General features: G+C 63.4%; 14 protein-coding genes. 8 read left to right on the top strand and 6 right to left on the bottom strand.

What is annotated here, in order from left to right:
* Nucleotides 1–77: 77 nt before the first annotated feature.
* The 4 genes from AB7290_RS27855 to corA all read left to right on the top strand — a co-directional run bounded on the left by AB7290_RS27855 (nt 78) and on the right by corA (nt 4,430).
* Nucleotides 78–1,412, top strand: coding sequence for a TolC family outer membrane protein (locus AB7290_RS27855; protein ID WP_094184388.1), 1,335 nt, complete (start codon nt 78–80; stop codon nt 1,410–1,412).
* A 26-nt stretch (nt 1,413–1,438) separates the two neighbouring features.
* Nucleotides 1,439–1,696, top strand: a complete 258-nt coding sequence (locus AB7290_RS27850; protein WP_085404141.1) for a hypothetical protein — start codon at nt 1,439–1,441, stop codon at nt 1,694–1,696.
* 805 nt (nt 1,697–2,501) lie between these two features.
* Nucleotides 2,502–3,362, top strand: coding sequence for a DUF4118 domain-containing protein (locus tag AB7290_RS27845; protein ID WP_245344232.1), 861 nt, complete (start codon nt 2,502–2,504; stop codon nt 3,360–3,362).
* A gap of 102 nt (nt 3,363–3,464) precedes the next feature.
* Nucleotides 3,465–4,430 (top strand): magnesium/cobalt transporter CorA, encoded by a 966-nt coding sequence (gene corA, locus AB7290_RS27840; protein ID WP_085404139.1) that lies wholly within the window; start codon nt 3,465–3,467, stop codon nt 4,428–4,430.
* 691 nt (nt 4,431–5,121) lie between these two features.
* Here the strand turns inward: corA and AB7290_RS27835 are convergent.
* Genes AB7290_RS27835 through AB7290_RS27810 form a run of 6 tightly spaced genes read right to left on the bottom strand, consistent with a single transcriptional unit; the run spans nt 5,122 to nt 10,683 of the window.
* Complete coding sequence (locus AB7290_RS27835; protein WP_085404138.1) at nt 5,122–6,426, bottom strand: LLM class flavin-dependent oxidoreductase; 1,305 nt, start codon at nt 6,424–6,426, stop codon at nt 5,122–5,124.
* Nucleotides 6,427–6,430: 4 nt separating this feature from the next.
* On the bottom strand, nt 6,431–7,189 hold the full coding sequence (locus tag AB7290_RS27830; protein ID WP_063984127.1) for an ABC transporter permease: 759 nt from the start codon (nt 7,187–7,189) through the stop codon (nt 6,431–6,433).
* Nucleotides 7,186–8,001 (bottom strand): ABC transporter permease, encoded by an 816-nt coding sequence (locus AB7290_RS27825; protein ID WP_063984126.1) that lies wholly within the window; start codon nt 7,999–8,001, stop codon nt 7,186–7,188. Before AB7290_RS27825 ends, AB7290_RS27830 begins: the two co-directional genes overlap by 4 nt.
* Nucleotides 7,998–9,014, bottom strand: a complete 1,017-nt coding sequence (locus AB7290_RS27820; protein ID WP_063986486.1) for an ABC transporter substrate-binding protein — start codon at nt 9,012–9,014, stop codon at nt 7,998–8,000. The genes AB7290_RS27825 and AB7290_RS27820 overlap by 4 nt, the downstream gene beginning before the upstream one ends.
* A 23-nt stretch (nt 9,015–9,037) precedes the next feature.
* Entirely contained in the window at nt 9,038–9,823 is a 786-nt protein-coding gene (locus AB7290_RS27815; RefSeq protein WP_084795200.1) for a class II aldolase/adducin family protein, read from the bottom strand.
* Nucleotides 9,820–10,683 carry an ABC transporter ATP-binding protein gene (locus AB7290_RS27810; RefSeq protein WP_085404137.1) on the bottom strand — a complete coding sequence of 288 codons (864 nt, stop codon included), beginning with the start codon at nt 10,681–10,683 and terminating at the stop codon, nt 9,820–9,822. The genes AB7290_RS27815 and AB7290_RS27810 overlap by 4 nt, the downstream gene beginning before the upstream one ends.
* Nucleotides 10,684–10,911: 228 nt before the next feature.
* Between AB7290_RS27810 and AB7290_RS27805 the strand changes: the two genes are divergently transcribed.
* From AB7290_RS27805 to AB7290_RS27790, 4 genes are all read left to right on the top strand, one after another.
* Nucleotides 10,912–11,625: a GntR family transcriptional regulator gene (locus AB7290_RS27805; RefSeq protein ID WP_063984125.1), complete on the top strand. Its 714-nt coding sequence runs from the start codon at nt 10,912–10,914 to the stop codon at nt 11,623–11,625.
* A gap of 68 nt (nt 11,626–11,693) precedes the next feature.
* On the top strand, nt 11,694–12,473 hold the full coding sequence (locus tag AB7290_RS27800; RefSeq protein ID WP_085404136.1) for an SDR family oxidoreductase: 780 nt from the start codon (nt 11,694–11,696) through the stop codon (nt 12,471–12,473).
* 7 nt (nt 12,474–12,480) lie between these two features.
* Nucleotides 12,481–13,626, top strand: coding sequence for a pyridoxal phosphate-dependent aminotransferase (locus AB7290_RS27795; protein ID WP_063984123.1), 1,146 nt, complete (start codon nt 12,481–12,483; stop codon nt 13,624–13,626).
* An 11-nt stretch (nt 13,627–13,637) separates the two neighbouring features.
* The gene (locus AB7290_RS27790) at nt 13,638–14,519 is read left to right on the top strand and encodes an alpha/beta fold hydrolase (RefSeq protein WP_063986483.1); all 882 of its coding nucleotides are present in this window, start codon (nt 13,638–13,640) and stop codon (nt 14,517–14,519) included.
* The last annotated feature ends 3 nt before the right edge of the window (nt 14,520–14,522 follow it).

Here is a 14,522-nt window from a genome sequence, read left to right as displayed (position 1 = left end):
GCGTGCGTAACAAGATCGTCAGGGGGGCTGTGCGAGCGTCCGGCCGGACACTGGTACTTTTCCTTGCCGGGGCGGCGATGACGGTTTGCGTGCCATCGCGCGCGGAAACGCTGTCCGAGGCGTTGGTCCGGGCCTATCAGTCGAGCCCGCAGCTCAACGCCGATCGTGCCCGGCAGCGCGGCACGGACGAGAACGTGCCGCAGGCGCTCGCCGGCTACCGGCCGCAGGTGGTCGCGAGCCTCAGCGCGGGTTTGCAGGCGGTCAGGAATACGCTGCCCGACAATACGATCCAGGGCGCGACGCTGCGTCCGTGGACGATTGGCGTGACCGTCAGCCAGGTTCTGTTCAACGGCTTCAAGACCGCCAACAGCGTGCGCGTCGCCGAGTATCAGGTTCTGTCGGGGCGCGAGGCGCTGCGTAACACCGGGCAGGGCGTGCTGCTCGACGCCGTCACGGCCTATATGAACGTATTGGCCAATCAGGCCCTGGTTGAGGCGCAGCGCACCAACGTCGCAGTGCTGCGTGAGATCCAGGCGACGACGAAGAAGCGTCTCGATGCGGGCGATGTGACGCCGACCGATACGGCCCAGGCCGAGGCGCGCCTCAGTCGGGGCCTTGCCGATCTCAATGCCGCTGAGGTGACGCTTGCCATCAGCAAAGCGACCTACGTCCAGGTGATCGGCGGGCCGCCCGGTCAGTTGACGCCGGCCACGCCGGTCGATCGGTTATCGCCAGTGACGATGCCGGCATCGATCGAGACCGCCAATCACGAGCATCCGGCGGTGCTCGGTGCGGGCTACGATGTCGACGTCGCGCAGACCACGATCGAGGTCGCAGAAGGCAGTCTGCTCCCGACGGTTGCCGTACAGGCGAACGCCAGCCGCTCCAAGGATTCGGATTCCACGCTGAGCACGTTTGCGACCAATCAGGCCTCGATCCTCGGCCAGATCAACGTACCAATCTATGACGGCGGTACCGCGGCCTCCCAGACGCGCCAGGCCAAGGAACTCGCCTCGCAAAGCCGTCTGGTGCTTGAGCAGGTCAGGAGCCAGTCGCGGACGGCGGTTGTCGGCGCGTGGGTGTCCAATGAGGGCACCAAGGTCGCACTGACAGCGGCCGAGTCGGAGGCGAAGGCGGCAGACGTCGCATTGCAGGGCGTCCGCCGCGAGGCGGCCGGTGGCCAGCGCACCACGATCGACGTGCTCAACGCCCAGCAGGACCTCACCGCGGCCCGTTCGCGTCAGATCCAGGCGCAGCGCGACCGGGTGATCGCTTCCTACACGCTGCTCAGCGCCGTCGGCCGGCTGGATGTCCGCACGCTCAATCTCGATACGCCGGATTATCTGCCGGAGGCCCACTATCACCAGGTGCGCGACGCTTGGCACGGCGTACGCACACCATCCGGACAATAGGCGTTCGCGCCGCAGGAGGAATGAGCATGATCGGCGGAAGGCGCGCACTCCCGGCTCTCGTTGTTGCCGTCGCGGCCGTGCTGGCCTCCACTTTCGTAGCCAACGCACAGGGTTTTGGCCGAGGCCGCGGCAACTCAGGTCCGCCCGTCGAAAGCCGGCCAAAGGTCGACGAGAAGGCTTACAAGGCCGCGCTGGACAGGATTCCGGTGCCTGACGAGAAGTACGATCCCTGGGGTGGCGCCCGCGCCACTGATGCGGCAAAGGCGTCCAAGAAGAAGAACTAGCGCACCGCCGGCCGACGACCGTTCGCCAGCATTGCGACGACCGTCATGGCCGCCAAATGTCTGCCGTTGCTCGCGACGGCGACTGATGAACTTCGGTTCTCGGGCAGTCGTGCCCACTATGCGGCGCCTATATGAGCGGACGCCGGGCTATCTCGATTTCCTATCCGATCACCCACATCATGCTTCCATGCGATATCCGTTCGTGGAGGCCAGGGTGCCTAGGCGGCGATCACATCGCAGCCGGTTTGCCCTCGAGGATCGAACCAATTCATTCCGGATTGACCGCGATCTCACTCCCAAGAGTGCGAACCAAGAGTGCGAACGCGGGTATCGGCGGCGTCTGGCTTCGGGGGCAATATGGCAAGGGAATCGTTCGCTAGGCTGATGCTCCTCACTTATCGCGCCCTTGAGGTGCTGATGACGTTCCTGTTCCCGGCCTGGTACGGACCGTCCGCCAGATACCGGCCGGAAAATCATTACATGCGCGGCCCAGGGCCGAAATGGCGTGCGAAATATCTGGCCGAGTCTGTCTCTCCCCCCACGCGGTCGATCACCTCTTCGCGTCCTCGACAGGAATGATCGCGCGCTCATGGCTGACCCGCGGCGCTGCCTCAGCCAGCCGGAAGATCAAATACCTGACAGTCCGGGCGACGGCGCGCTTCGCGCGACGTTGAATTTGCCTTTGATGCGGCTCACATGTGGATGGAGTTGTTGTATGCTCGGTTAGCTATCAGCGCCGCAAGCACACGCTGACGGGCTTGCTTTTCGGCCGACGTGTGTCGCCTGCCAGGCGGGAGTTCAAGTGGTGACGGATGTTGAATCGAAGCTGCCGCAGGACATCGCGCCGGCGCCTGATGCCGAGCCCCTTCTGGGTCCGGTAGCATCGGAACTGGCGCGCTACGTTGCTTCAATCGCCATGACCGCCGCCGCGACGGTCGTCGCTGTCGGTATTGACAGCAGCGTCACTATCCCCAACCTGTCGCTTATTTTCGTGCTTCCAGTGATCATCGCAGGGGTGAGTCTCGGCCTCGGTCCGTCACTCTGTTCGGCGATATCAGGTGCTCTGGCATTCAATTTCTTCCTGACCGAGCCACGCTACTCATTGGCGGTCGATGACCCCGCGAACATCTGGGCGATTGGACTGCTGTTCGTGGTCGGGGTCATCGTGAGTGCAGTTGCCTTCACCTCCCGGCAGAGGGCGACCGAAGCGAGGCTGTCAAGAAGGCGCGCGACCTTGCTGCAAGGCTATTGCCGTGATGTCGTCGCGGCCGACAATACGAAGGCGATCGTCTCGGTTACGTCCCGGGCACTGGCAACGCTCTTCCAGGTTCCCGTCATCGTGATGCTCGTTACGGAGGGCAGGGTGGTTTCCCTCGAGCGAGTCGGAGACGTGGAGCCGCAGGAGGCCGAGTTGGAGGCGGCACGATCGTCCCTGGCGACTGGAACTGTCATACGCAGTGGCATCTATCCCAATCTGGCCTCCCGCTTTGATTTCTGGCCCGTGGAGACCGACGAAGGCCGGAATGCCGTGGTTGGACTCGCATTCGACCCTGATGAACGCCCTTCCTCACCGGATGCGCAGATCGACGTCGTCGTGCGCATCCTAGCCTTGGTGCTTGACCGTCAACATGCGCGGGTCAAACGCGATGCCCGACCGTCAGATTGAATCCGAACCATCCCGCGCTCCAAGCCTGCAACAAAATGAAGGCAGGCGATTTAAGGTAACGGGGTGGTGCACACCGCTCGACAGGTTTGGAGGAAGCTCGTTGTGAGCGTCGTAGCAGCCCATTTGTATCGTCATGGCAAGAAGGCAAAAGCCGTTTCATTGGACGAGCCTATCGATTGCAAGGGCAAATCCGAGTTTGTCTGGATCGGGTTATTCGAGCCTCCGGAACGAGAGCTTGAACAGCTCGAGAAGAACTATGGGCTTCATCCTCTTGCGATTGAAGATGCGCTGAAAGCGAACCAATTGCCGAAGGTCGACGTTTATGGCGACCAGCTGTTCGTGATGACGCGCACCGCCCATCTCGAGCACGACCGCATCGCCTATGGTGAAACCGCAATTTTCGTCGGGAAGAATTTCATCATCACGGTTCGCCATGGCTCGGCGCGCGCGCATAGCAATCTCCGCGCCCAGCTCGAAGCAGCCCCCAGCCTGCTGGGCTATGGCCCCGACTACGTTCTCCATGCCATCCTCGACTTTATCGTCGACGGCTATCTTCCGGTGGTCGAGACGATCGAGGAACGCGTTCTCACCATGGAGCAAAGCGCTCTCGACAGCTTTCTTAGCCGCGCGGACGTCAAGCGGCTCTTCGGGCTTCGCCAAGAACTGATCCGCTTCCAGCGAATTATCGGCCCGATGACGGAGGTCTGCGGCCGGCTCGTTCACCTCGAGACGCCGTGTCTTGACGCCAACGCTCGGCCTTATTTTCAAGACGTCCTGGACCATGTGCGGCGCGTCGAAGCGATGGTGAACTCCCTGCGAGATGTTCTGACTTCGGTTTTTGAGGTGAGCAATCTGTTGGAGCAGCAGCGTCAGGGCGTGATCACGCGGCAGTTGGCCGCCTGGGCCGCCATACTGGCCGTACCGACCGCGATTGCCGGAATTTACGGCATGAACTTTGAAAACATGCCCGAGCTGAAGACGCAATACGGCTACTTTGTCGTCGTTGGCATTATCGTCGTATTGTGCGGTGTGCTTTACCTGCGTTTCAAGCGCGCTCGATGGCTCTGACGCTAGTGGCTCGTCGCATTTGCCGAGTTGGGCCATTTCATAGATCGCACCGCGGCAAAGCTCAGTTGTGGAAATTCGGAGAGCTCGCGACTCGTAGACATCTGCCACCAACACAAGATCGCCGTGAGCGCTGCGTACCACCTCTTCCCACTTGTGATCTCCCGCAAAACGTGCCGGCCAAATGTCGACCCGGTTTGCGCGAATTCGCCTTCAATGTGACCCGCGTAAAGGGCGAGCGCTGCGCGAGTGACGTGTACATGGGGTTTTCGTGTGCGTGGTGAGAATCCGAAGGCCAGATTTTCGCTTCCAATTCGGACATGGATGAGCCTAGAAGGAGCAATCTGCGAAAGCCTCGTCGTGCCAAATTTCTCAGTCGATCCAGTCACATACGGGGTCGATCCTAGATAAAATAGTTCAATAAAATGAATGACTTGCGTTGGAAATTTTCCGTGGCACCCATGATGGATTGGAACGAGACCCCAAGTTTTTCAATTGGTTAGAAGCCGATGTGTGCACGACGTGTGCACCGATAGATCAAGAAAAATCCTTTGAAGGCCAGTGTGGGTCGATATCTTGTATTGATATGACTCCGCAGAAGTTGCGCGTCTGGCCCAAAAGGAAAGCGCAAGTAGGTCGCGGGAATGGATCCTACGCAACCTTGGTGCGGCAGGTCTGCGATCTGCATCGAACTCTAGGGCTCGAAGAACGCATTCCCGGGCCTCTGCAGGCCGAGGTGATCGCGCAATGTTGTACCTTCATACTCAGCGCGGAACAGACCGCGTTCCTGCAGAAGAGGAACCACGAGCTGGACGAAATCCTCGAACCCTTCGTGGAAATAGGGCGGCATGACATTGAAGCCGTCGGCGGCGTGTTCCTCGAACCAGAGCTGGAGCGTGTCGGCGATGCGCTCGGCGGAGCCGCACAGCACCCAATGGCCGCGGGCGGCGGCGGTGAGATTGTAGAGGTCGCGCAGCGTCATGTTCTCGCGGCGGCCCTTGGCGAGCATGACGCTGGCGAAGCTGTGATAGCTGTCGGACGGCGAGATGTCCGGGATCGGTCCGTCGAGATCGTAGGCCGACATGTCCCGGCCGAAACGGTCGGACAGGATGGCGAGTGCGTTGCTGCCGCTGACAAAGCTCTGGAGCACGTTGAGCTTCTCGAACGCCTCCTTGTCGGTGCGCCCGACGACGGGCATCACGCCCGGCAGCACCGTGACATCCTCCGGCCTGCGGTCGAACGCCGGCAGCCGCGTCTTCAGCGAGGCATAGCCGGCCTTGGCTTCCTCGATGTCCTGCACCACCGAGAACACGATATCGGCGGTCCGCGCGGCAAGCGCCTGGCCGGCCTCGGAGCCGCCGGCTTGCAGCACGACGGGGCGGCCTTGCGGGCTGCGGCCGATGTTGAGCGGGCCCTTCACCTTGAAGAACGCGCCGTCATGGTCGATCGCGCGCAGCTTCGCCGGATCAATGTAGACGCCGCTGGTGCGGTCGGCGACAATGGCGTCATCCGCCCAGCCGTCCCACAGGCCTTTGACCACGTCCAGGAACTCGCCGGCCATCTCGTAGCGGCGAGCGTGGTCGGGATGGGTGGTGCCGAAATTCGCCGCCGTTGCCGGATTGGCGGTCGTCACCGCGTTCCACGCCGCGCGGCCTTTCGAGATGTGATCGAGGGATGCAAAAACGCGCGCGACCGAGAATGGATCGCTGTAGGTGGTGGAGACGGTCGCGCCGAGGCCGATGTGGCTGGTCGAGGTCGCGAGTGCGGCCAGCATGGTCAGCGGCTCAAGCCGCAGCGTGTAGGAGGGATGGGCGGCCGCATCGGCATAGAGATTGTCGCCCATGAAGATCAGGTCGAACTTGCCATGCTCGGCAGTGCGGCCGATCTGCTGGATCGAGGCAAAGTCCTGGAAGCTGTCGACCGCGCCGGGATAGCGCCAGCCCGCGACATGACTGCCGGTGCCCAGGATGAACAGGCCGAGATGCATCTGTCGTTTCATGGCGTCATGTCCAGAACAGGATCTTGCGTTCGAGGAAGCCGATCAGGCCGAAGAAGGCGAGGCTCGCGGCGGACGCCACGAAGATCGCCGCCCAGACCTGGACGAAGTCGATCTGGAGCACGGCCTGGTAGATCACCCAGCCGAGCCCGCCATGCGCGCCGAGCATTTCGGTGACGATCGCAACAATCACGCTGCGCACCGTGGAGACGCGCATGCCGGCCAGCAGCAGCGGCAACGCGGTCGGCAGGCGCAGGCGCCACAGCACGCCGAAGCGACTGGCGCCAAAGCTCTTCATGAGGTCGACGGCGCGACGATCGACCCGGTCGAGCCCGGCCAGCATCGAGAGCAGGATGGTGAAGCTCACCGCCATCGCCACCATCACGATCTTCGAGCTGACGCCGATGCCGAACCAGAGCAGGATCAGCGGCGAATAGCCGACCACCGGTACCGAATTGATCGCCGTTGCGAGCGGCAGGATCGCGGTTCGCAGAGCCGGTGCCAGTGCGATGGCGACGGCGAGGCCGATCCCGATCAGGCAGCCGAGCCCGTAACCGACCAGCGCTTCGAGCAGGGTGTAGCCGGCGGCGTCGATGAGCGTTGCCCGCTTGGACCAGAGGCCCGCGAGGATGTCGCTGACGGCGGGGAGAACATAGGCCGGCAGATGCAGTCCGCGCGCGGCGCCTTCCCAGCATGCGACCAGGAGGACGGCACCCAGAATGCCGCGCTGGACGGCGAGCGAGGGTGAGGCAAGGGCGCGGCTCATTGCTCGGCGTTCCAGAACACGAGCCGGCGCTCGACCGCGGCGACCACCGCATAGAACCCGGTTCCGAGCAGGGCCGCAGCCAGCAGGGCAGCCCAGATCGCAACGACATTTTCGGTGAACATCGCCTGGAGCAGCAGCACGCCGAGCCCCGTGGTGTCGCCGAACCATTCGCCGACGATGGCGCCGACGAGACTCAGCGATGCGGCAAGGCGCAACGCCACGAAGATCTGCGGCAGTGCTGTCGGAAGCTGTAAACGAAGCAGGAGCTGGCGATTGGAGGCGCCGAAGCTGCGCATCAGGTCGACTTGCCTGGGATCGACGGTCTCGAGGCCCAGCAGCGTGTTCACCGTCACCGGAAAGAAGGTCAGGTAGAACGCGATGATCGCCTTGGCGAGCAGTGTGTTGCCGAACCACAGCACCACCAGCGCGCCGAAGGCGATGACCGGAATGGTCTGCGACACCACGAAAATCGGAAAGATCATCTCGCGCAGCGCGCGGACGCGGAAAAACGCGACACCCATGAGCACGCCGAACGCGCCGCCGGAGGCAAAGCCGATCAGCGTCTCCGCGAGCGTACGCAGGAAACCGTCGACATAGGCGCGCGGCGTCGCCGCCATCGCCGTCAGGATCGTGCTGAGGCGCGGCAGGTAATAGGGCCGGATGCCGAACAGCAGCACCGCGCCTTCCCAGATCATTGCCGCGATGGCGAGCCCGACCAGCAGCCGGATCAGCTTGCGCAGCGAATCCGGCATTGCGATCGACCGCGCAGCCGCGCGGCCATCACCAAGCGATGTGGCGGCAGGACTGCTCACGGTAGCCGGTCCGCCGCCGGGATGCTCTGGATGAAGCTTGCATCATAGGCGGCGGCGAGATCGACCGGCTTGGAGATCACGCCATATTTCAGGAAGAAGTCGTGAGCGGTCTTCACCGCATCGGCATCGATCCAGAACATGCCGTTCTTTGCCGCCGTGCCAGCGGTCATCAGGCGCTTCACTTCGGTGAGCATGAATTCCTGCTGCGCGCGATCGAGGGTAGGGGCTGCGGCCATCACGGTATCGACGGCGCCCTTGGGGTCTGCGAAGGCGTCCTTCCAGCCCATCAGCGACGCCCGCAGGAAGGCCTTGACCAGCTCCGGCTTCTCCTTGGCGGTCGCTTCGGCCACGATCAGCGTGTCGCGCGGGAAGGTGATGCCGTAGTCCTCGGCGACGAAGATCTTCAGGCTATCCTTCGGCATGCGCGACTGGATGCTGTAGTACTCGTTGTAATAGGTCGCCGTGATGACGTCGACGTTGCCGTCGACGAACGGCGTGACCGAAACCTGCTGCGGCTGGATCTTCAATTCATCCGGCTTGATGCCTTCCTTGGCCAGCATGCCGTTGAGCACATGGTTGGCGCCGGTGAACCAGGTGGTGACCGTCTTGCCCTTGAAATCCTGAATCGTCTTCACCGGCCCGTCCTTGCGGGTGACGAAGATGAAGGGGGTGATCTGGTGCGATACGCCGATGCAGACGATCGGCAGCCCCTTGTCGCGCGCCGCGAACACGCTGTCGGTGCCGCCGGACAGGCCGAACGAATCGGCGCCGGTCGCGACAAGGTTTTCGGTCAGCAGGTTGGGCCCGCCGGGATTGATGGTGAGGTCGATGCCCTCGGCCTTGTAATAGCCCTTGGCCGCCGCGACGTAAAAGCCGGCGAACTGCGCCTGCGGCAGCCATTTCAACCGCAGGCTCGCCTTCTGCAAGTCGGCTGCGGGCGCAGCCGTGACAAGCGAGCCGGTCGCCAGTGCGATGGCGGAGAGGACGGAGATGGCGTGGCGTCGGCTCAACATGGTCATACTCCAGGCGGTGAAAATCAATTGCGATAGGATGGATCGGTGCGGTCGAGCTGGCGCATCAGCGCCGGCCATTCGCGTTCGCCGGGCACGAGGATGTCGCCCTGCAATTCCCAGAACTGACGCGCGGCCTTCTGGCAGACCTCGTGCGGCGGCATTACCAGCTTGGCGCCGGCAGCAGCCGCCGCCTGCATCTGGAGCTGGATCCGCGCGGCACGCTCGAAATAATAAAGCAGCATGAAAGCCTCGCCCGGCGTCCGGCCGACGGTGAGGATGCCGTGGTTGCGCATCAGCATCACCTTGTGCGGGCCGAGATCGCGCACCAGGCGGACCTGCTCGTCGAGGTCGATGGCGACGCCTTCGTAGTCGTGGAAGGCCTGGCGGTCGTAGAAGCGCATCGCGAACTGGCTGAGCGGCAACAGGCCCTTCTCCTGTCCGGAAACCGCGACGCTCGCGTCGGAATGGGTGTGCAGCACGCAGGCCGCGTCGTGGTTCGAGGTGTGAATCGCCGCATGGATGACGAAGGCTGCGACGTTCACCGCCTGCGGCGTGTCGTCGAGCTTGTTACCCCTGGTGTCAATCTTCACCAAGCTCGACGCCGTGATCTCGTCGAACAGCAGGCCGTAGGGATTGATGAGGAACTGGTCGTCGTGGCCGGGCACGCGCAGGGAGATGTGGTTATAGATCAAATCGTCCATGCCGAGCTTGGCGACCATGCGATAGCAGGCCGCGAGCTTGATCCGGGCATCCCATTCGGCCGGTTCGATACCGCGCGGTGCGGCCTCTCTCGCTGACATCGCGGTCACGGCGTCTTCTCCTGCGCGATGGAGGATTGGAACGATTTCATGCTTTCCTCCTCGATCGCATCGAGCAGCGTGCGCTTGAGGCGCACGAATTCCTGAGAGGTGACGATCTCGGGTCGACGCGGGCGGGGAAGATCGACGACCTGTTCGAGCTTCACCGAGCCAGGACGTGCGGTCATGACCAGCACGCGGTCGCCAAGGAAGATCGCCTCGTCGACGTCGTGGGTGATGAAGAGAATGGTGCGGCGGTATTTCTGCCAGACGTCGAGCAGCCAGCGCTGCATCATCGCCCGCGTCAGCGCGTCGAGCGCGCCGAACGGCTCGTCCAGCAGCATCAGGTCGCGCTCGAACAGGAAGGTGCGCATCAAGGCGACGCGCTGGCGCATGCCGCCCGACAATTGGTTGGGATATTGCTTCTCGAAGCCGGCGAGCCCGAACTCGGGCAACATCCTCAGCGCCTTGGCGCGCGCTTGGTCGCGCGGCATGCCTTCGACCTCGAGCGCGAGGATGGCGTTGTCCACCACGTTGCGCCAGGGGAACAGCAAATCGCGCTGCGGCATAAAGGAGACGCGGCCGAGCAGGTCGGCCGAATGGCAGCTCTTGCCTTCGAAGCGCAGGATGCCGCCGGCGTCCGGTTCCTCGAGGCCAGCGACGATGTTGAAGAGGGTGCTCTTGCCGCAGCCGCTTGGGCCGACGACGGTGACGAACTCGCCGGAGGCGACGCTCGCCTCAAGTCCCGAAAGCGCCGTGACGGAGCCGAAGGTCTTGTTGACCGCACGCAGTTCAAGCAGCGGCTCAGGCTTCGGGTGGGCCTGCGGGGCTTCGGTGGCCGGTCCGGGATTGGGGAGGCGGGCAGCCTGCACCGGGATGTCCTTGTATAATGGAGGCGGCCATTCGCATACGAAAGCGGACCGCGTCGAAATCTCTTAGCAACTCGTGTGCCAGTGCGATTCCTGGGCAAATCCGGCATAAGACTTGCGAGATCGACAGGCGAATATGGCGGAGTTCCGCGCGCTTCCGAGAGAAAATCAGACGTTTCGCTGGAGGATGGGTGCCGTTTTGTATACTTATATTGATATCGGAGAAACATAATGGCGGATATTGGTGCACAGGTCGGAGGCAGACGCGCGAAAAACGGGCAGGAGTCCCTGGCGCCGAGCCCCGGCATGACGCTCGCCGAGAACCTGCGCCAGAAGCTCGAGGGCGCGATCGCGGCGGGTCATCTCGAGCCGGGCAGCCGGCTCGACGAACAGGAGATCGCCCAGCGCTTCGGCGTCTCGCGCACGCCGGTGCGGGAGGCGTTCCGCCTGATGGCCGCTAACAATCTGGTCGAGCTGCGCGGCCGGCAGGGGGCAACGGTCCGCAGCATCAAGGCGCAAGCGCTGATCGAGATGTTCCAGGTCATGGCGGAGCTGGAGGGGCTCTGCGCGCGGCTCGCCGCCCGGCGCGTCTCGCAGGCCTGGGGCACTGAAATTGGCGAGATTCACCAGCGGCTTGTGGCGGCGGGCGAAACCGGCGACATCGACGTCTTCTACGACATCAACCAGGAATTCCACGAAGCGATCTACGAGGCTTCGCGCAACACTTTCCTTGCCGACCAGACCCGCAAGCTGCGTAACCAGGTGGCCGCCTATCGCCGCCGGGTGACGCGGATGCCGAACCGGATCGCCGACACTGTCCGCGAGCACGAGGCGATCATGCAGGCGATCCTGGCCCATGATCCGGAGCGGGCGCACAGCACCATGCGCGACCACGTCAACCTGCTTGGCGACAACCTCCTGGACTTCCTGGCCGCCTTCGAATGACCCTTGATGTCGCTTGGTATGCAAATTGCTAGACCTTGTATATCTAGCTTGCATCCTGGAGACCCGGAGTGGACCTGAAGCTGACGAACAAGACCGCCCTGATCACCGGCGCGTCGAAAGGAATTGGACTTGCGGTGGCCGAGCTCTTCGCCGCGGAGGGGGGTCATTTGCATCTCGCCGCCCGCAACGGCGAAGCGATGCTCCAGGCCAAGCGCGACCTGGAAGCCCGCTTTGGCGTGAAGATCACCATCCACGCGCTCGACCTGTCGAGCACGGCTGCGATGGAGAAGCTCGCGGCCGAAGTCGGCGACATCGACATCCTCATCAACAATGCCGGCGACATCCCGGCCGGTTCGCTGGAGATCCTCGACGACGCCGCCTGGCGCCGCGGCTTCGATCTCAAGGTGTTCGGCTACATCACGCTGTCGCGTCTCTATTATCCGCGCATGAAGGGCAAGGACGGCGTCATCATCAACATCATCGGCAATTCCGGTGAGAACTGGGACGCCAGCTACATTGCAGGCTCCACCGGCAACGCGGCGCTGATGTCCTTCACCAAGGCGCTCGGCGGCCGCAGCCTCGATCACGGCGTCCGCGTCGTCGCGGTCAATCCGGGACCGGTTGCAACCGATCGCATGCTCAAGATCATGAAGCGCAAGGCGATCGACATGCTTGGTGACGAAGGCCGCTGGGAGGAACTGTTCGACAAATATCCGGGCAAGCGGCCCGCGACCTCGGAAGAAGTCGCCGATCTCGTCGCCTTCCTGTCTTCGCCGCGGTCCGGCTACATCACCGGCACGGTCGTGACGATCGACGGCGGCATTGCCGCGCGCGGCTCGGTGATCTGAGGCATCGATGTCGAAGCCTCAATCCACGGCACTGGTCCGCAACCGCTATTTCGACGAGCTCTCGGCGACGCCGGGGCTCTATTGGCTCGGCCAGAACACCAATCACATCGAGAGCCATCCCGCCGTGCGCGAGGCGATGCTACGCTCGATCGAGGCGGGCGAGTTCAATGCCTATGCCCCGCCGCTCGGCTTCGAGGCGTTGCGCGCCGCGATCGTCGCCGATCTCGGTGTGCCTGACGCAGAAGCGTTGGTGACCGAGGGGGGCGTCAACGCGCTGGCGATGATCTGCCGTGCGCGTTGCAAGCCCGGCACCACGCTGGTGACGACCGATCCGACCTGGAAGTGGCCGTGCCTGTTCGCGCGCCAGCAGGGCTCCGAGGTGATCGAGATTCCGATCTACGATCCCGCCTGCAACTACCGCCTGACGCCTGAGGCGTTGAAGGCGAATGTTGATGAGCGTACCGCGGTCATCTATCTCGTCGATCCCAACAATCCCCTCGGCATCCGCTACACCCGCGAGGAGATCGAGAGCTTTGCCGCGATCGCGCGCGATTGCGGTGCGCTGCTGGTGCATGACTGCACCTACCGCGACTTTGCCGACGGCCACACGCCGGCGCTCCATGTCGCCCCGAAAGGCTCGGTGGTCTCGACCAGCTTTTCGAAATGGCTCGGGCTCGCTGGCTTGCGCATCGGCGCTCTGGTCGCCGCGCCTGATCTGTTCGAGGAACTGGCGCAGACCTCCACGAGCGTGCTCGGTGCCAGCGTCATCGCCCAGCGTGCGGCGCAGGCGGGGCTTTCCGTCAAGGCCGAATGGATGAAGAAGGTGCGCAGCACCGACCGCGCCAACAAGGCGATGATCCAGGAGGCGGCGGCCACGATCGAAGGGCTGGCGCTGCCGATCATGCCCTCGCACGGAAACTTTCTGGTGCTGGAGACCATCGCGGCGGGCATCCGTCCCGAGGCGCTGGTCGAGTGCTATCGCCGGCAGGGCATCATGATCCGCCAGGGCACGTATCATACGCAGCGCTTCGGCGACCGCTTCGTCAAGATCAGCACCTCCGTGCCGCAAATGTGGGTCGAAAAACTCTGCACACTGCTGCCGGAGATGGTCGCGCAGGCGCGCATGCTCAACGACCTGCCGCCGCAATTCTAGGGACGATGCCGATGACGATGATCACAGCGAAGGACGGCGTGAAGCTGCATGTCGAAGAGGCGGGCGAGGGCACGCCGATCCTCTTTATCCACGAGTTCGGCGGCAATCACGCAAGCTGGGAGCCGCAGCTGCGCTATTTCAGCCGGCGCCACCGCTGCATCACCTACGCAGCGCGCGGCTATCCGCCGTCGGATGTGCCAGACAGCGTGGAGGCCTATTCGCAGGCGATTGCCGCTGACGATGCAATCGCCGTGCTCGACGCGCTCAAGATCAAGAAGGCGCACATCGTCGGCCTTTCCATGGGGGGCTTCTGCACGGTGCATTTCGGCCTGCGCACGCCGGAGCGCGCTTTGTCGCTCACCGTGGCCGGTGCCGGTTATGGCTGCGAGAAGGAGTTCGAGGAGTATTTTCGCGGCGTCTCGCTCGAGGTCGCCGACAATTTCGAGAAGCAGGGTGCGAAGGAATTCGCGAAGATCTACGCGCTCGGTGGGAGCCGGGTGCAGTTCCAGAACAAGGATCCGCGCGGCTGGCAGGAATTCGCCGATCTCCTCGCCACCCATTCCGATCGCGGCGCTGCCAACACTATGCGCGGTGTTCAGGCGCGGCGGCCGTCATTCTACGATCTCGAAGAAGGCCTGAAGACAATGATGGTGCCGACGCTGGTCGTCGTCGGCGACGAGGACGATCACTGCCTCCAGCCCGGCATCTTCCTGAAGAAGACCATTCCGGCCTGTGGTCTCTCGGTCTTCCCCAAGACCGGCCACACGCTCAATCTGGAAGAGCCGGCGGCGTTCAACGCGCTGCTCGCCGAGTTCATCGCCCAGGTCGAGGTCGGGCGCTGGCTGCCACGCGATCCGCGCGCGCTGCCGGGCCAGATCATGCGCACGAAGTAGTCG

The sequence above is a fragment of the Bradyrhizobium sp. 613_E4_N2_2 genome (assembly GCF_052075995.1).
In the GTDB taxonomy this organism is placed as follows: Bacteria; Pseudomonadota; Alphaproteobacteria; order Rhizobiales; family Xanthobacteraceae; genus Bradyrhizobium; species Bradyrhizobium barranii.
This window is presented reverse-complemented; position numbering and strand designations above follow the sequence as displayed.